At 33.8% G+C, this 18,845-nt stretch carries 15 protein-coding genes and 1 pseudogene; 4 read left to right on the forward strand and 12 right to left on the reverse strand.

All coding sequences use genetic code 11. The features are described 5' to 3' along the window. Positions 1 to 356: 356 nt before the first annotated feature. From ffh to rseP, 7 genes are all read right to left on the reverse strand, one after another. Positions 357 to 1,700, reverse strand: a complete 1,344-nt coding sequence (ffh, locus tag AAGD72_RS00245) for a signal recognition particle protein (protein WP_264719024.1) — start codon at positions 1,698 to 1,700, stop codon at positions 357 to 359. Further along, positions 1,685 to 3,244, reverse strand: coding sequence for a proton-conducting transporter membrane subunit (locus tag AAGD72_RS00250; protein WP_341814844.1), 1,560 nt, complete (start codon positions 3,242 to 3,244; stop codon positions 1,685 to 1,687). The genes ffh and AAGD72_RS00250 overlap by 16 nt, the downstream gene beginning before the upstream one ends. A 303-nt stretch (positions 3,245 to 3,547) precedes the next feature. After that, a complete protein-coding gene (locus AAGD72_RS00255) occupies positions 3,548 to 6,307 on the reverse strand; it encodes an FAD-dependent oxidoreductase (protein ID WP_341814845.1) in 2,760 nt (919 codons plus the stop codon). Positions 6,308 to 6,352: 45 nt separating this feature from the next. Then, positions 6,353 to 6,784 carry a 3-hydroxyacyl-ACP dehydratase FabZ gene (fabZ, locus tag AAGD72_RS00260; protein ID WP_065094742.1) on the reverse strand — a complete coding sequence of 144 codons (432 nt, stop codon included), beginning with the start codon at positions 6,782 to 6,784 and terminating at the stop codon, positions 6,353 to 6,355. Between the two features lie 4 nt (positions 6,785 to 6,788). Further along, the gene (locus AAGD72_RS00265) at positions 6,789 to 7,340 is read right to left on the reverse strand and encodes an OmpH family outer membrane protein (protein ID WP_077188197.1); all 552 of its coding nucleotides are present in this window, start codon (positions 7,338 to 7,340) and stop codon (positions 6,789 to 6,791) included. Continuing rightward, complete coding sequence (gene bamA / locus AAGD72_RS00270) at positions 7,341 to 9,677, reverse strand: outer membrane protein assembly factor BamA (RefSeq protein ID WP_341814846.1); 2,337 nt, start codon at positions 9,675 to 9,677, stop codon at positions 7,341 to 7,343. It abuts the gene before it with no gap. 8 nt (positions 9,678 to 9,685) lie between these two features. Continuing rightward, positions 9,686 to 10,804: an RIP metalloprotease RseP gene (gene rseP / locus AAGD72_RS00275; protein WP_012673365.1), complete on the reverse strand. Its 1,119-nt coding sequence runs from the start codon at positions 10,802 to 10,804 to the stop codon at positions 9,686 to 9,688. 99 nt (positions 10,805 to 10,903) lie between these two features. Between rseP and AAGD72_RS00280 the strand changes: the two genes are divergently transcribed. Then, a complete protein-coding gene (locus AAGD72_RS00280) occupies positions 10,904 to 11,182 on the forward strand; it encodes a succinate dehydrogenase assembly factor 2 (protein WP_006279484.1) in 279 nt (92 codons plus the stop codon). Here AAGD72_RS00280 and AAGD72_RS00285 read toward each other — a convergent pair. The 3 genes from AAGD72_RS00285 to AAGD72_RS00295 all read right to left on the reverse strand — a co-directional run bounded on the left by AAGD72_RS00285 (position 11,157) and on the right by AAGD72_RS00295 (position 13,516). Then, positions 11,157 to 11,483, reverse strand: a complete 327-nt coding sequence (locus AAGD72_RS00285) for a cell division protein ZapA (RefSeq protein WP_151808012.1) — start codon at positions 11,481 to 11,483, stop codon at positions 11,157 to 11,159. The two genes, AAGD72_RS00280 and AAGD72_RS00285, sit on opposite strands and share 26 nt — an antisense overlap. Before the next feature lie 72 nt (positions 11,484 to 11,555). Continuing rightward, positions 11,556 to 11,834: an HU family DNA-binding protein gene (locus AAGD72_RS00290; RefSeq protein ID WP_010963035.1), complete on the reverse strand. Its 279-nt coding sequence runs from the start codon at positions 11,832 to 11,834 to the stop codon at positions 11,556 to 11,558. Positions 11,835 to 11,863: 29 nt separating this feature from the next. Next, positions 11,864 to 13,516, reverse strand: a complete 1,653-nt coding sequence (locus tag AAGD72_RS00295) for a 30S ribosomal protein S1 (protein WP_341814847.1) — start codon at positions 13,514 to 13,516, stop codon at positions 11,864 to 11,866. 139 nt (positions 13,517 to 13,655) lie between these two features. Here AAGD72_RS00295 and trmB point away from each other — a divergent pair, with 139 nt between their 5' ends. Further along, complete coding sequence (gene trmB / locus AAGD72_RS00300) at positions 13,656 to 14,321, forward strand: tRNA (guanosine(46)-N7)-methyltransferase TrmB (protein WP_012673367.1); 666 nt, start codon at positions 13,656 to 13,658, stop codon at positions 14,319 to 14,321. Positions 14,322 to 14,779: 458 nt separating this feature from the next. On the opposite strand, the gene AAGD72_RS00305 is transcribed toward trmB, so the two are convergent. Beyond that, positions 14,780 to 15,427 carry a heme exporter protein CcmB gene (locus AAGD72_RS00305; RefSeq protein WP_341814848.1) on the reverse strand — a complete coding sequence of 216 codons (648 nt, stop codon included), beginning with the start codon at positions 15,425 to 15,427 and terminating at the stop codon, positions 14,780 to 14,782. 106 nt (positions 15,428 to 15,533) lie between these two features. On the opposite strand from AAGD72_RS00305, the gene AAGD72_RS00310 reads away from it, so the two are divergent. Next, positions 15,534 to 15,926 carry a TraR/DksA family transcriptional regulator gene (locus AAGD72_RS00310; protein WP_010963040.1) on the forward strand — a complete coding sequence of 131 codons (393 nt, stop codon included), beginning with the start codon at positions 15,534 to 15,536 and terminating at the stop codon, positions 15,924 to 15,926. A 296-nt stretch (positions 15,927 to 16,222) separates the two neighbouring features. Next, a pseudogene (locus AAGD72_RS00315) lies at positions 16,223 to 17,366 on the forward strand (transposase). Between the two features lie 189 nt (positions 17,367 to 17,555). Here AAGD72_RS00315 and AAGD72_RS00320 read toward each other — a convergent pair. Then, on the reverse strand, positions 17,556 to 18,806 hold the full coding sequence (locus AAGD72_RS00320; protein ID WP_341814849.1) for a citrate synthase: 1,251 nt from the start codon (positions 18,804 to 18,806) through the stop codon (positions 17,556 to 17,558). Positions 18,807 to 18,845 lie beyond the last annotated feature (39 nt).

An 18,845-nucleotide genomic window follows, 5' to 3' on the forward strand; every position in this document is an offset into this window, starting at 1 on the left:
CTTGTTAGCGGATGAGATACCGCGAATGAATCGCGGTATGACGGTTCGCGGCGGCGTGACGATAAGCTCGTCATCCCGCTACTTGTTAGCGGGATCTAGAGATACCGCGAATGAATCGCGGTATGACGTGTTGAAACAATCCGATAAGGTAAGCCTCGTCATCCAGCTACGTGTTAGCGGGATCTAGAGATACCGCGGCGGTATGACGTGTTGCTTGGGTCAGCTATAGTATTTCTTAAAATTAATAATAAATTTCTTGGCTAGCAAGAAGCTGTAAATTTTTTTGCGAGACCTAAGCCGCTTTTGATATAGCTAAAGGTTTACTGATGATTTGTCTCATTCCACTACCTGCTGACTTACTTTCTGCTTAGCATATCCATCAAATCAGATTCTTTGAGTTTACTATGGTCAACTTTACTGAACTTATTTACCATAGAGCTCATTTGATTATACTGCTTAATTAGAAGATTAATGTCAGTTACAGTTGTTCCGGACCCCTTAGAAATTCTAAGTCTTCTTTTGCCATTTAAAATATCTGGATTTTGCCTTTCTTTTTCAGTCATTGAGTTTATGATGGCTATATATTTTTTCACTTTATTGTCATCTGGCACACTGCTACTTAGCTTTTTTGTAAATGAACTAGGAATGAATTTCATTATGTTGCTAATGCCATCCATTTTACTCAGAGTTTTTAACATTCCCACTAGGTCGTTTAGGTCGAATTTACCTTTTTTCACTTTCTTTTGTAACTTATCAATTTCTTCCTGACCAACAATCTCAGCAGCTTTTTCAACCAATGAGACAACATCACCCATGCTAAGTATTCTTTTTGCAATTCTATCTGGATAAAAATCATCGAGGTCACTTAATTTTTCACCACAAGCAATAAATTTAATTGGACAATCGGCGATCATTTTCATAGAAAGAGCAGCACCACCACGTGCATCACCATCAACACGGGTAAGAATAATGCCGGTTACACCTATTACCTCATTGAATGATTTGGCAATGTTGACCGCATCCTGGCCTATCATTGCGTCGGCTACTAAAATAACTTCTGCAGGTGAAGCTATTTCCTTTACGGCTTTCAACTCATTCATCATATTATTGTCAATATGAAGCCTGCCTGCAGTGTCTAGTATTAATACATCATAATTATCGTTCTTTGCTGCTGCCAGTGCCCTTTTTGTAATTGTAATAGGCTCCTCATTTATTACTATAGATAAAGTTTGTACGTCTATTTGTTTACCCAGCACCTCAAGTTGTTTCTGGGCAGCCGGCCTATAAATGTCTAAAGAGGCAAGCATCACTTTTTTCTTTTGCTTTTTTAGCTTTAAAGCAAGCTTTCCTGAGGTGGTTGTTTTACCTGCACCTTGTAAGCCCACCATCATAATCACAGCAGGGGGTTTAACTGCTAGATTTAAGTCACTTTTCTCTGATCCGAGAACTGCAACTAAATTATCCTGCACAATTTTGATTATCATTTGTGCTGGAGAAACGCTTTTTATGACTTTTTCCCCAATCACTTTATCTTTAATGTCATTGATGAATTTTTTCGCAACTTCAAGTGAAACGTCAGCTTCAATTAAAGCTATACGTATTTCACGCATGGCAAGATTAAAATCATCTTCAGAAATGATCGACTTTCCTCTTAGTTTACTAAATACAGAATTTAAACTTTCGGTTAACGACTTAAACATAATAGCATTAGTAGAATACTCATTAAAAAGAGAGAAGAAGCTGAAACAAAACTCACTGAGTTATAACTCAGCACTTCCTTAAGTTTAGTAATATTATCAAAGTATAAACTAGTAAGTGAATTAGTCAAGTTTTGCAGTACGTTGGCAGACATTTCTCTCACTTTAAAGACCAATTGATTGAACAGCAAGATAATATAGGGTATGAAAGCTCTAGAAATCCAATCAACATCCATTTTAAAATTTACTCTCGGGTAAAATAACTTGCGTAAAGGAATAAACAATAAAGTGGTACATAGTAATAAATTAAATTGCGACCAAATATTTTTTGTGTTGTACGCAAGATTAAAAATTGAAGGCTTATTGTAAATAGGTAAGTAAGGATTGCCAGCAATAACGCATATAAATGCTAAAATAATCATAGTCATTTTTCCTCCCCCCTCTGCTAAAGGTTTTGACTTACTTTTCGCAATAAATAAATAATAAAGAAACTTGAGCCCCACGCTTAAATAAAGCAGCAAATTTAGAGTCTTGTATAAGTTTTTATACACTTCTAAATTAGCACCACTTGCTTCAATCTCGGCTGTAATGTATGATTTGCTAATAAATCCAGCGGTTCCAGGAAATGCAGCCATTGTAAGTATTGCGATTATAGCACACATGCCTTCCACTGACATCAGTTTGCCTACTCCATTAAAACTAATTGTTTTTGTTCGTGAAATAATCGAATTGCTGACCACAAACAATAATGATTGATAAACAAGAGAGAAGATTATATGCAGTATCAAAATTGGTATTGCTTTTTCCGAAGGGCTGAGTAAACCTCCTGCAATAATCAGCAAGCCCATTTGTCCTACAACGTTATAGCATAAAAATCTGCGAATATTTTGCTCGAGAGAAGCAAATATAATGCTGTAAATTGCAGTGATGGTGCCTACAAGTGCTAACATTTCAGCACAATTTTGCCATAGGTTATAAGTGTGTAAAAGCATCACTAAAAAAGAGACTTTAGTGGTAAATAAAGAGAGATATGTGGTGCCATGTAGCGATGCAGCAGGATATGCATCAACAACCCAAAATGAAAAAGGAAAACAAGCGCAGTTTATCAATAAACCCAAAATTATCAGGTTAGTGCTTTGAAGTGCCAATCCTGCTATTAATATAACTCCAACGAAAAAGTGTACACAAGCGTACCTTATTGCAGGTCCACTATCTCTACAGCTAGCTGCGATAATAAAAAATGCACTGATGGTCATTAATTCACAGAATATTATAACCAATATCATATGTTCAGATAAAACTGCATAAAGTGAACTAATAGTGTAAGCAGCAAAAGATAGCATCTCTGAAAAAGTCAAATTTTGTGCTGGTAGAACAGCTAAAAATGCAACTGATAAAAAAGATATTAGTATGGTACGAAAAGATAAATCAAAATCTAGAATTGGGAGAGACCAATTTACTGCAATGCTCAAATTTTCAGGTAATTTTAGGACTATAACTATTAATACAGTCAGTAGAAGTAACAGTGACGATTTATAAAGTTGCACAATAATTAAAACCAATATGGTTTATGCTATCTCAATATATGAATAAAATCAATTTGCATATTAACCACTAATTAAACTAATTATCATATAATTATATCAGAGTTTAGAGGGTTATAGAGAAACCGGTCAGATTAGGTTTTTAATCTAATCTGACCGATAGCTTTAATAGTGAGGTAAGCTTTAATATAGCACTCCTAATTCATAACGCTACACTCGTGCATAATTTATTTTTAATTTGTGCACGAGCGTTAGTAAATTATTTACTTTTTGAAATAAAATTTGGCATCACTTTAATATTGAGACTTAGTAAACCTCAGTAGGTCTGCCAGTTGGGCCCATAAGAATTATTTGCTCGCCTTCTCTTAAGTGTCTGCATAAATTAGTGGAGCCGCCGATTTCCAGCACAATAGTGGAAATAATTCCTTTTTTTTTGTCTACTTCAGTGCCAGTCACAGCTATACCTTCCATAGCAAGGTTAGTTTTTCTGCTATTGGTTTCAAAATTTTGCAACCTAAAAAATTGTCCAGGTTTAAAATTCTTTGCCGCAAGTGGTGCTTTAATCACTATTTCTATCACTTTATCTGTTAAATATTGAACTTTTATGACTTTTGCAGCGAATTGCTCTTTGATTCTATTGAAGAATTCTTTGTTAGCCAGATCTTCAATGCTTGACCACGCATTTTTTTTCTGGCCCACAACATCACACACTGGAATGACAGAAACGAAGCTATTAACTCTATTCAAAAGCTGGGAAATAATAGGGTAGCCGTTCTTAGCACTTGCCATAGCTTTCACGACGCTGCCGCTATACGAAGGATGAAGGTCACCAAAAAAGCTAATTGTTTTATTGCCTTGCTTGTATACTAATATTCTGTCTTTATTTTGCATTTTAGGAGAAAATATTGGGTCTATTTCTTTTCCCAATGAATTCAATTGAGTAAAATACCCATTACTTAATTTAAAATGCCTTTTATCTTCTGTTGCAATAACTGTATTTGGCTCAGTACCTGTTGCTATAAAAATAGAACGTGCTTTTATACGTTTGATTTCGCCGGATTTTGTGTCTATCAGTTTTATTGACTCAGCATGGTTATATTTATCCGTCACAACTTCAACTGGCTCTAAGTTTTCAATAAAGTAAATCCCTTCTGATAATGCGTTTTGCACCTCTTCGCTATTTAATCGATAACTCGGTGAATCTTTTAGCTCTTTTCTATATACAATTTTCACTCCCCCGAGGCTCTGCATCAACTCTAATATTTTTATTTCTCTACTCTCTTTTTTTGCTAATTCTTGCTCTGCTTGGATCAACTTTGCGTGCGATATAAATTCATTCGCAATTTCGTGCTCTTCTTCTGTCCAATCTTTTTCAACACAGTCCTTTCCATACTTATCAACTAATATCTCATAACGAAGAAGAAATTTTTCTACTTGAATTGGATAATACGCTAAAGCTTCAGTGGCAGTGTCAATCGCAGTAAGCCCCGCCCCTATGACAACTATCGGCATACGAACTTGCAGATTTGCTATAGAATCAAATTTAAGAGCGCCAGTCAGTTGTAACGACATCAGAAAATCAGATGCCATGCGTACTCCACGAGCTAGTATGTTTTTTATTTTGATCATTCGTGGCTTACCAGAGCCAAGTGCTAGGGCGATGTGATCAAAACCCGAGTTGAACGCGTCATCAACATTAATCGTGCCACCAAAACGAATGCCTCCATAAAGTGCGAAATGCTCACGTCTTTCCAGCAGTAATCTAATAATCTTTAAGTAATTCTTATCCCACCGAGAAGTAATACCATATTCTGCTACCCCACCAAACCCTCCTGCCGTGCGTTCACTCAATTTTTCGTGTTTGAAATCTTTAATTAGCTGGAAATTATCGATCAAAGGTTCAATCTTTAGTCCATCAATGGTGATAACGTTATGCCCATCGTTCAACAAATGATGAGCTAAATTAAAACCAGCAGGACCAAGGCCTACAATTAGAATGTTTTTTCCGGTGTTTTCTCTTGGCAATGAACGCTGAAAATTTAAAGGATTCCAACGGCTGAGCAGAGAATATATTTCAAATCCGTACGGTAAACTGAGCACATCATCCAGAATCCTTGTTTCAATTGCTGGCACATTTACGGGTTCTTGTTTTTGATATATGCACGAATTCATGCAGTCATTGCATATTCTGTGCCCAGTGGCTGCACATAATGGGTTATCTATCATCACAATTGCAAGACTTGCTATGCTGTACCCTTCGCTTTTCACCAGATTCATTTCTGATATTTTCTGCTCTAGTGGGCAGCCGTGCAGTTCAACTTTTAGTGGAGATTGTTTAAAAGTATTGTCGTTATTAATTAGCCCCTTTGAGCAGCTGTCCTTACTTTGCTTATGACAAAATATGCAGTAGTGAGCATTATCTAGTGCTTTATTCAAACTCACCTTTTTGCTTGTTAGATCAAAACCGTATCGTCTTTTTACTTCATTTGAATACAGCACTTCAACTTTGTCCACTTCTTTTTTAGAAAATGGTATGAGATTTTCATGGTCAATTTTCCTATGGATACTAAAGAGTATACTCTGTTTATTTTTTACTCTCCACACTGCATATTGTGCCGCAAGTTCTATTTCCTCTTTGTGATTTTCTTTATCTTCAAACCAATGCATCACCTGCTCAGCAAAATTTTTTTCTGTTGTTGGCAAAGTGAGAAAATGACTTAGTTTGTTAGTAATATCTATATTCGCCACATTAGTGTATTTCTTCAATGCATAGCGTTGGACAAATAATCTTTTGCACTTATATATTACAGCAAAGTCGTTGTGCTTTTTCTTTAGCTCCTCTATTTCTTTTTCAACATTGAAAAGTTTTGCAATAAATTCATCAAGTAAGTACGAAAGGTCTATAATCAACTGGCTATCGCCAATGCGATTTTCTCTTGCTTCAATTAATGAACAAAACAAGCTTTCATCACATGATTTAATATAATTCAAAAATGTCTCATCTAATTTTATTAATCCATTGCGAGTATATAGATTCGAAAATGAGATTTTGAAATTCAGCTTCATTGCTATACTATAAAGTGTACATGCTGTTTCTTACAGATGAAGATTTTATTTATTTTGCAGTACTGCTGAGATTGTTGCTTCTGCAACTTTTTCTTCGCTAACAGATGCAATACACCTAAATTTGTGTACACCTAAACACACACTTTGAATGTTAGCTTGAAGAATCAATGTGTCCCCTGGAGTAACTAGCTTTCTGAATTTTGCATTTTCAATGGATCTCAAGTAAACAACTTTATTTTCTATTGTTTCTTTACCTAGAACACATATAGCAGATGCCTGAGCTAGAGATTCAATTATCAAGACTCCTGGCATTATTGGATGACCAGGGAAGTGGCCAATAAAAAATGGCTCATTGAAAGTCACATTTTTGATTGCTTTTATACTTTTACCAGGATCACACTCTATAACTCTATCTACTAAGAGAAACGGATAAGAATGTGGTAATATTTTTATAATATCACTGATATTAAATTGCATAAGCCTACTCAATGCCTTTCAAAGCAAATTCAGGTATTTTCTTGTTTATATTGTTTAATACCACATCTGATAAATCAACTTCATCCATGGAGTATAAAACTTGGTTCTTTTTTGAAATAAATAGTACCAAATCTATGTTGTTTTTTTCTGCCGTTTTTTTAGCGACTTCTTTTATCTTGTTAAAAACACTCTCTACTGCGTCTCTATAGCTTTCTTCTAAATGTAACATTTTTTTAGCGTAATTATCTCTAGTATTTACAGTGTGCTTATTAAACTGTTCTGTCTTTTCTTTTTTTGCTTCTTCTGACAAAAGTTCAAATTCTTCTTTTGATGGCTTAAGTTTTTCTAACTCACTTTCAAATTCTTGTTGTAATCTAGAATTCTGCTCCTTTATTTGTTGTTGTATATTTTGCAGAGCAAGAGATTCATTGATGACTTTGTCACTATCGATAATTGCAGCTTTTGTGTTCTGAGGTTGATATCCTACAAACTTATACCCCACAAATAAGGAAATAATTAAGGCAATAACTGATATAAATAACTGTATATATTTCATTCAAATCCCCGCTTCAATAGAAAATTTAACATTTGGTGATGGTATTATATCATAAGATTCCTTTACTAAAGGAAACCCGAAATCCAATCTAAGTCTACCAAAAGGAGAAAGCATTGAAAAGCCAAAACCTGGTGACACTCTCACAAGCTTGCTATCGTAGTATTTCCCTTCATACTTCTTATTTTTATCATCTAAGCCAAAAAGTGTTCCATAGTCAACAAATAGTGAGCCTTTGATACCAGCATAGTCATATAGTTTTGGTAGAGGAAAATCCACTTGCTGTGTTAGATTAAAATAAGTTTTGCCTCCTAATGAGCTTTTATTTTTGTCTTCTGCTCTTGGTCCAATACCGGAAAGGTCAAACCCTCTAATCTCATTACCCCCTTTAAAAAAGTGCTGGCCAATGTTTAGATTTTCATCAGTATAAGAAAAAATATGACCTGCCGCCATCTTAAAGCGTAGCGTTATATCATCGTCAATTTTGCTTAATATAGGGTGCGTATAAAAAGATAAGAATTCAGATTTTAGGAAATTCACGTTTCCTCCCAATCCTGAAATATCCTGACTTAAGCGCAGTAAATACCCTTCTTTTGGAGCATATAGATTATCCAGTTTATTATATGCCAACGTGTATCCCACTGATGAAATCTGATGTTTACCTTTTCGGTCCAGTATTATTTCAGAGATATCGGTGTCTTGTCCACCCTTATTATCCATGTGTATATGATTATACTTATAAGAATAGCGAAGGGAATTAGTTAAGTTCTCTGTGACTTTATATGATAACTTTGTAAAAAATCCCATATTGCAACTATCAAAAGTAGTGTTTGGTTTATCTTGTTTTTCATAAAATACACCCATGCCTAGTGACGTATCAGAATCGTTAAAATTATTTTCAACAAACTCTAAATCAGTAGAAAATACGTATTGACTTTTTTCAAGAGCAAAAGAGAGCTCTTTTCCAGTACCAAATAAATTACGGTCTTTGAGGTCAATTTTAATCAATGCTCCACCAGGAAGAGACACACCTCCTCCCAAATACAACGAAGTAGTGTTTTTTTCTTTAACACTTAAGTCAAGATTTACTGCATTATCATTAACTGCATAACTATTTACTTTCACTGTTTCAAAAAAATCACTACTCATTAGTTTTTTACGTGACTTTTGAATCTCAGATATATTGTACGCATCACCTTCTGCTACACTTAGCTTACTTCTGATCACTTTATCTAAAGTGCGATCGTTACCATCAATTGTAATTTGATTTATATAAATCTTTTTACCCGGCAGCACTCTGTAGGTTACATCTACAACATTGTCACGTTGTGCATACTCTGGATTAACTTTTGCAAATATATATCCTTTCTCATTTAAATATTTGTTTATTTTTTCTACTGTATTATTAATTTTAACTCTATTAAATATCTTATCGTTTTCCTCTGTTATAAAATCCAATATTTCTTCTTTTAGGCTCAAATCCTGAATTTCAGTTTCAATATTAACCTCATTATTTCCAAATAAATACTGCTGTCCTTCGTCAATCAAAAAAGTTAACTCTGTTTGATTGTTATTATCAACCTCAACAATTGGTTGAATATTATTTTGAATATATCCTTTAGATGAATAAAAATGATCGAGCAATTCTGTGTTAATCAATAGATATTGCGGTGAATAATGATTTCCGCCTTTAAAAATAGCTCTAAATAACTTACTAAATATGTCATTACTATGTCTTTTGATAACTTGCTCTAGCTCATTTTCAGAAAAGTTTTTATTGCCTATAAATCTTATATCCTTAATTTTAGAGGTTTTGCCTTCTTTTATTTTAAAAATTAGATTGACCCTATTGCCATCAAGCTTATTCAGGTCATATTCAATTTTAACACCAATCTTACCGTTATTTCTATAAGTAGTGACTAAATTCACTAAATCGTTTTGCAATTTTGTTTCAGTTAAAATAGTTAGCGACTTTGATTGAATCACATTACTTAGCAGCTCTTTGCTGTTAAATAACTTATTGCCTTTTAACACTACCTTGTTAATCAGTGGATTTTCTTGAATTTTTATTACTAAATTTTTTTTATCATCTATGTAAGCATTAACACTAGCAAATAACTTTGTTTTATATAGATCTTTTATAATTGAGTCTATATCATCGTCGTTTATATAATCACCAGATTTTAGTTTTATATAGAACCCTATTGTCTGGTTGCTTACCCTCTCATTACCAATACATTTGACATCTTTCACCTGCACTTTTTCCGCAGTTCCTAAAGCAACAAGCAGGGCAGGAAAAGAAATAAAAACCACTACCAGTATATAAAATAGCTTTTTCATATTTTATTTCAAAAAAGATCCCTAATATCATTTGACATTCCAGTTGCCATAAGCAAAAACAACACTAAAGCACCAAAAATAGCTGCATATTTTTGACATTTCAAGCTTAAATCCCTACGTATAACCGCTTCTATGATATAATGAAATAAATGCCCACCATCTAGCAGTGGTATTGGCAGCAAGTTAATTGCAGCTAAATTAGCTGAAATGATTGCCATAAAATATAGAACCATAATAAATCCCTTTTTAGCTGATTGTCCTGAATATTTTGCGATTTTTATTGGTCCACCTATTTCATTGATACTCCTTTTACCAACAATAATGTGAAAGAGAGCTTTGATCGTTAAGCACATAGTGTGGTAAGTTTCACTTACTGATAAGCTCACAGCCCCAAGAAAAGACGACTGCTTTAATGTATTGACTGAAATAATCCCTATAGTTTCTCTTTCTATTGTGTTGCCAAAAACGTCTTTGTCCTTGATTATTAATGGAGTTAAACTGGTCCTGTGCTTCTCATTATTTCTGCTATACTCAATCTCCATTCTTGTTTTAGGATTCGACATTATCACACGTGAAATATCTTCAAAGTATTTTATTTTATGCTCATTGATTTGTGTAATAGTGTCACCTGGCAACAAACCAGCTTGCTTAGCTGCACTACCTTCGATTACATTTTCAATCACCGGTGGAGTGCGATAATAACCTGCTATGCTAAAAAATATTGTAAAAGCTATAACAGCAAATACCATGTTTGCAAAAGGCCCTGCAAAAACTACTGCTGCTTTTTTATGACGCGGTTTTGTATGAAATGAATACAATTTTTCTTCTTCCGTTAATTCTTGTTGATCAGCTGGGACACTCGCTGCATTAGTATCTCCTAGCATTTTAACATAACCACCCAATGGAACAGCGCTTAATTTCCATCTAGTTCCAGACTTATCGTTAAAACCAAAAATTTCAGGACCAAAACCTATGGAAAAAGATTCAACTTTAACTTTGCATGCTTTGGCAACAACATAATGCCCATATTCATGCACGAATACTATGACAGAAATTATTAAAGAAAATGATAAAAAATAATATATTCCATCGCTAAATTGATGGATAAGATTAGAAATTAATTCCACCTGTATATTTAGATCTTAACAAAATGTTAAGTATATTAAAATGCGCCTCGCTTGACAAGTATTTAGTTTAACTTTTAAATTAAAAAAAGTTTAATTGTAATGACAGATACCTCACTACTCAGAAGAAAATTAATATATAGAAGCTGGCATAGGGGTTGCAAAGAAACCGATATACTTTTAGGGCATTTCGCATTGAAATATCTTGATAAATTTTCCTTAAGCGAACTAATCGAATACGAAAAAATAGTTGATCTTGATGATTACGAATTATATTGTTACATAACTCGTAAGACAAACCTCCCTCCTGGCTTGAATAGTCAGATAGTCAATTTAATTGCTTGCTTTATTGAAGCTAATCCTTTATGCACTCAAGATTAGTGATAATCTTATTTACCTTATCTAGTACCTCAGTATATTCTATTCTTTTCTCGTTTCTATACTTTTCGCGCTCTTGATTTACTTCATCTAATCGCTTTGTTAATTCTAAAATTTTATCCTCAAGAATTAGTGCTGCAAGTAAGAAATTTAATGCATCCGACCCCTTACCTCCAATTTTTTGAGATACAGAACCAACTAGCTTGTCAAAACTATTAGCAAGGCGTAATAAATGGCTCTTCTTCCCACTTTCGCAAGATATTTTGTATGTGTTATTACGTATAACTATTTCTACTACTTGCATATGGTGCTAAAAATTTCTATCGTACAGTATACACTCAAACCCCTACTTTCATCTTATTTATGGTATAAATTTTTATTCATTTATCAAATCAGATAATTTTTTACTGCTACGAAAATATGTTTTAAAGTATTGATTCTTTGTAAACTTCTGTAACATTAAATGGCTTGTTTCTTTCAAGTTATAACTTCTAACTGAAAAAGAACCAAACCCCCTAATTTCAACTCTATTATGATGTTTCAATGTGCTTGAAAGTATCCCAAAAAATCTATCAACTATAGCTGCTATAACAATCTTATCTAAAAAAGGATGTCTTTTTGCTACCCTCGCTATTATATCAGACTTTGTTGCCATTTATATGAAGCCAAAATAAGTAAACCTTATCACTTAGCAGATAATGCTATGTTATATTCTTCAACACCCAATACTTCAACTTCTATTTTTTCTGATATAGAGAATTTTTTATTCTCTGGTAAATGCTCTTGATCTATTAGAAGGGTTACATCGTTCTCAACTTCAACGACTAGTCCATTATCTTCTCTCTTACCTACAATAACCTGTATTTTATCACCTACCTTAACTTTCTTTATCAGTTCTTCAAGAGGATCATACTCTATTTGTTTTATTCCAAGATAAATTCTTGCCCGATTCACGTTAGCCCTTATTACTTTTGCTTCTATTTTATCACCTACATTATACTTCTTTATCTCATCTGAACCATTTTTAGACCAACTAAAATCTTTCACATATATTGTCCCTTCTACGTTCTCATCTATTTCAGAATCACCGAAAGCAACAGATACATATGAGCCGGTATTATTCTTCACTTCACCAGAAACAATAGAACCAGGAGGATATTTATTGATAAATACTTGCCAAGGGTTGTCTACACACCTTTTCATGCTTAAACTCATCCTACTCTTAGCAATGTCAATACTGAGAATTTTTACATATACTTCTTGTCCCCTTGTTACGAGACTACTAACTGGTAAATTACTCTTAACCCAAGTTATTTCTGACGAGTGCACTAAACCTTCAATTCCAGGTCTAAGCTCAACAAATAATCCATAATCTTCTATGCTTGTTACATAACCCTTATGCACACTATCAACTGGATATTTTGACTCTGCATCTTGCCAAGGGCTATCTTCTAGCTGCTTCACACCCAAGGAAATTTTAGCATTTTCCTTATCTATTTTTATAATTTTAACTTTTATAGTCTGACCACAAGTAAAAACTGCAGACGGATGACTTACCCTACTCCAAGAGATATCTGTAATATGTAACAATCCATCTATAACTCCCACTACATCTGATTCATGAATACCGACAAATACACCGTAATGAGTGATACTTTTTATTTTCCCTTCTATTATATCGCCTTCATTTAAAGATTCTAAAAATTTAATTTTTTCACCAGCGTGCAATTTTTCTAACACCAGCTTTCTTGATACTACAATATTGCCCTGCTTCTTATCCATTTTAAGCACGATGAACTTTTGTTCAGTTTCAATAAGGTGCTTCGCATCTTTTACTTGCTTCAAATCCACATGACTCAGCGGTAAAAAAGCGCTTATTCCGTCACCAAGATCAACAATAAAGCCACATTTAATTGAGCGTTTAATAACTCCGCTTACTTCAGCCCTTGTAACTGTATCTTCTTTCAACTTATTCCATTTTTCGTCCCTAATTGCTTTTTCACGACTAAGAACAACATTACCATGATAATCTTCAATTCTTTCCACATAAACTCTGATTTTCGAGCCAATAATGACCTCATCATTACAACCGAGTTCCTTGATCAGAATTCTCCCGTCAGATTTTAAACCAATATCAACCACAACGTCGTTAGGGTTTATTCTTGTAATTACACCTTCTACCACATCTCCTTCTTTAATTTTGTTAACAAAAGAATCTTCAAACAAGGTATTATCTTGATCCTCAAATTGGCCTTGACATATCTCTTCTATAAATTTGTTTGATGATAGCTTTCTGATAGTAACCGGTAGATTTACGACTGGATTATTATTATTCATACCTTTAACTTAAACTTTATTAGAACTCATATATTATATAATATTAACAATTATTGACAAGTAATTTTTCATTAACTCATTTCGAGAATTGTTTAAGCTATATAAAATATAGTGAGAAAATTATATATGTATCAAGAATATGCTATTTAAGAATAGCAAGTGGATTAGATCGTTCTCCAGAAGGTCCAGGCTAAAACCTGATGTTGATGAAATATTGGAAAAATATTCTATTCAAAACAGCAAGGAATCTATAGAGAAAATTGTAAATTCACAAAAAAGAATATGGGTAGAAATAGGCTTTGGCAACGGTGAAAATATGCTTTACCAGGTGCTCAATGAACCTGATCTATTATTTATAGGATGTGAGCCCTACTTAAAGGGGGTTTCTCGCTTGCTAACAAACATAGAAATACAGAACATAAAAAATATTTTAATGTGGACAGAAGATGCAAGAGAATTGATTGCAAATTTTCCTGATAACAGTGTTGAAAGATTCTTTATTCTCTTTCCAGATCCATGGCCAAAAAGAAGTCACAATAAAAGACGATTAATTAATACGGAATTTTTAAATTTATTAGCAAAAAAAATACTTATAACAGGGGAAATATTCATTGCAACCGATCATCAGGACTATGCAGAGTGGATAGCATCACATATAAAGCAGTGTAACTCTTTAATCTATAGGGAAGACGATTTCACAAGTTATACTCTTACAAAATACCACAGAAGAGCGCTCAAAGATCAGCGTAAAGTGAGGTTCTTTAAAGTAAGTGTTATTAATAATTTGCAGACTATGGATCAATAGAGTTTTTGCATATCTCTTTTACGTTAACTATAGATTAAAAATAATAAAAAAAGAGGGAGAAATAGAGTAAATTCCTTTAACTACTTCTCCTTATGAAGGAATAGACTTCTTGCATAACCCAAACTAAGTAGAAAAAAGGTATCATCCAAGTAGCCCCTTTCTCGTCATGCCGCCGCGGCGCTAACACGTAGCGGGATGATGAGGCTTATCGTCATGCCACCGCGAACCGTCATACTGTCACGGTATCTCTTAGCCGCTAACAAGTAGCGGGATGACGGTTGTCAGGTTAGCTGTTATCCCAGTTTTTGACACTGGGATGACAACGAAGGGCTACTTGGATGACAGGGAAGGATGCTGGAATGAAGGTTTTTCAAATTGTCGATAAACCTAAATCTATAATAACTATTTGCCTTTTTTCTAGGTTATGCAAGAAGTCTACTGAATAACAGTAAGATTTTTCAATCCTGTTCCACAGCAAATTTTAGTGCCATGTGAGTAGTTATGGTGCTGTTAACAATCAAAATAACAAAAACTAAGATGGTGATTAGTAGTGTATAAATATTCAAGGATAAATTTTCAAATTGAGTTAGCATTTTAAAATACACAAAGGTTGGCATTATCATTGGCAAAACAAGAATTTGCGATACTCCTGATGCTAAGTTGTTTCGACCAATCATCAATGCATTTCCAGTAGCTGAAATATTAATGATTATCAGCGTATTAAATAATAAAGACACTCCAACTGCTATTGAGTGTTCAATACTATTGCCTAGAATTGCAAAGCTGAATATGGAAGAAATTACTGAAATCGGTAACCCAAATAATAACCAGTGAGCGAAAATTTTATAAGCAACTATAAGCCTAGAAGAGAGTGGCTGTACAAAGATTTGCTCTAATATTCCATCATGATAATCAGATGTAAACAAATTATTTGTAGAAATCTGCAAAACAAATGTAGCACATATCCATATTAATGTTAACATAACTTCTTGTTTATTGTTGTTTTTAAGTGTAAATGAAGATAAACTTAACATTATGATAAAAATACATACTATATAGGTAAAGTTCTTATCATCTATTACTAATTTTTTTACTGAGTCGATCATACTAGGCTTTTAAATGTTTATTATAAATTATAGTGTTTACTTTGAGGTAGTATAATTTTTTGTTCATAAATTATATAGGTTTTATTATTTTTTTGATAATGCAATTATGGAAAAGTTACCAAAAATAAAGTCACCAGAAGATTACACTCCTTCAGAAGATGAAGAATATATGAGCGTAAAACAACTGGAATACTTCAGCTTAAAGTTACAATCAATACTCGCTGAGTTAGAGAAACAAGAACTAGAAGATAATAGTATTGATACATACTATTCTGATGAAGATAGTGGAAACGAGGAATTAATCAAGCGTCGAAAAGATAGAAAAGAAAAAATTAAGGAGGCGTTAGAAAAAATAAAATTAGGCACTTATGGTTACTGCGATGGAACAGGAGAAGAAATAGGAGTCGAAAGACTTAAAGCTAATCCGCTTGCTATATATTGTATTGAAGAGCAAGAGAGAGTAGAAAAAGAAAAGAACGTGTACAACATTAACGATTAATTTACACATAAGTGGTGAGCCCATTGGACTTCAAGAGGAGCAAGAGGCGCTGAAGTATGTTATGCTATAAAGAAAGTGGAAAATTGGACATTCTCAACTTGACTCCTGCAGATTAAAAATTAAGTTGTATCCGTTCAGGCAATGGCGTCAACTTAAGGAAAAATATCAGCGATAGTGTATAAAATTTCTCTCTAAATTTTTTATCATTAAATTATCCAAAGAGTGCAAGGGACAGCACTTTTGTTTCTATTTTATTGCAACAAAAAAGTTTAAAATGTGTCTTTTTTAGGTGAAACATGCAAAAAGGAAAAAACCTTATTCTACAAATTAAAAATGCAATATACTCGAAAACTTTTCAGAAAATCCATTGTGTTGAGTTTTACACGAATAAGAAAACTTCCTTTTTCGACAGTATTTTCTATGATTTTAAAGTTAGTTAAAAAAAGTTTGGGAATAGAATGTGAACTTATGGAGCCATTGACATGTACCCTCAAAGCAAGCTTTTTCTAAAGCAAGATATAAGATTTGCCATACAGGCTTTCAAGAATTTAAGCATCCAAACAGCCTATCAGGATGAACCTGAGTTGGAGAGGCTATAGACTTATTGCAGCAGATGGTTCTGGTATGAGATTACCCAGCTCTGGGGAAATTGTATCCGAGTTTGAACCAAATGGAACAACAGGCACCATTGGCAATTTGTTTGTTGATTTGTGTACTTCGCTGATTTGTAGTGCTCGTCTTGCAGCTTGGAATATAGGTGAACAAACGTTGGCGGCAGAGCAATTACCCGAAGTTATCACTCAAATGCGTTTATTAAATCAAGAGAAATTATTATTTATCTATGATCGTCTTCAGTAAAATTCATTCAGCAGCATTATGATTTGGAAGTAGATTTTATTTTTTGCTTGCAAAAAAGAAATTATAGTAAGCTATGGGAACGCTGGCGAATTAGATTTTGATTTTATATTAGAAAATGAAAAGCTAAAAAATAAAATGAAAGGACAGAAAGTAAGAGTTATAGTGCTGACATTAGCCAACTGAGAAACAGAGTTTTTGACCGAGACTTTGGAGCAAAGCTTATGTGTTAAGGTGGCACATAGAGGAGTGCTATAAACGACTCAAAGTAGGAGCAGAGTTAGAGAATTTTTCTGGAGAGGCTGTATTACAAGAATTTTGGGCAAACTTGGTCATGTGCAATATATTATCGCTTCATATATGTGATGCACAAGAGCCTTGGAACCCAGATCAAATTACTGAGTATCGTTTAAATTTTTCAGTTTTATTTGGTGTAATGAGGCAGAAACTCTATCAGGTACTTATTGCGCCAAAAAACTTTCAAGCCCTTTTTAAGTATACGCGCTAAAGTTAAAATCCGACCGGGACAGCCGCAATAAAGTAGATAAGCCTAAACGCCATCATGTCTTTAGGAGAGTTTGCTAATGAAAGTTCTTAAGTTGACGCCATTGGCTGAACGGATACGGAATGACACCATCCTTTTTTCTGGATTCCAGACTGGAATGACACCTCTGGACACTTCCGTCGTAAAGGAACCAGTGTCAGCTACTCGGATGACACCTTTTTTCTACTTAGTTTGGGTTATGCAAGAAGTCTAATGAAGTGAAAATAAATTTATTTACCAAAATAGAGTTGCCTTGGTCTACAGATCTTAGTTTCTTTATCATTTATCATTTCATACCACTGAGTAACCCAACCAGTGGTTCTTGCAAGTGCAAAAATAGGCGTGAACATATTTGAGGGGATATCAATAGCATTCATTATTATACCTGAGTAAAAATCAACATTTGGATATAACTTACGCACAATAAAATATTCATCCTTTAAAGCTATTTCTTCAAGTTTTTTTGCAATTTTAAGCAGTTCATTATTTTGTTCTAGTTTACTTAGAACCTCATGGCAAGCGCCTTTCAATATACGCGCGCGCGGATCATAATTTTTATAAACACGATGTCCAAATCCCATCAATTTAAATGGATCTTTATCATCTTTAGCTTTTTCGATGAATTTATCTATATCTCCACTTTGCTCTATCTCTTTTAGCATATTTATAACTGCCTCATTAGCTCCACCATGTGCTGGTCCCCAAAGTGTAGCAACTCCTGCAGAGAGGCTTGCAAACAGATTAGAACCAGCCGATCCCACCAATCTGACAGCCGCCGTAGAAGCATTCTGTTCATGATCAGCATGGAGAGTAAATATTTTATCCAGAGCTTTTGCAAAAAGGGCGCTTTTATCATTATCAACAGCATCGCCAAATATCATCTTTAAGAAATTTTCACTGTAACTTAATTCATTGTTAGCATTTATGAATTCCTGATTGTTGATATGCCTATAAATCATTGCAATAATTGTGGAAACTTGCGCTATTGCAGAAATTCCAAAATCTAGGTCTTCACCATTGACATTGTTGCCATGCTTTTCATGGTAAGATGCTGACAAACTTGCAAAACATGCAATTAAAATCGACATAGGGTGAGCAGTCTTTGGAAATGCTTTGATTACATTTGTAACTTGCTCTGATACTTTGGATAATTTTTGTATTTTGAGAAGAAATTTTTTGTGTTGCTCTGAACTGGGTAATTCACCATAGAGCAATAAATAAATCACAGCAGTAAAATTATTATTCTCTGCCAAATCAGCTATATTATGTCCCCTATATTTAAGAACTCCTTCATCTCCATCAATGAATGTAATTGTAGAAGAGCATGAAGCTGTAGAAACAAACCCTGGATCGTAAGTGAATAATCCTGTCATCTTATATAAATCCTTGATATTTAACACATCAGGACCTGTTGTTCCGCTTAATACAGGTAGCTCGATTTTTAATCCATTACTTAGTTCTAATAGCATTTTTTTATCCATCACTTAAGCTACTTAAATTTTATACAGAATATACAAACT

This window comes from Wolbachia endosymbiont (group A) of Chalcis sispes, assembly GCF_964026765.1.
GTDB classification, from domain to species: Bacteria; Pseudomonadota; Alphaproteobacteria; order Rickettsiales; family Anaplasmataceae; genus Wolbachia; species Wolbachia pipientis.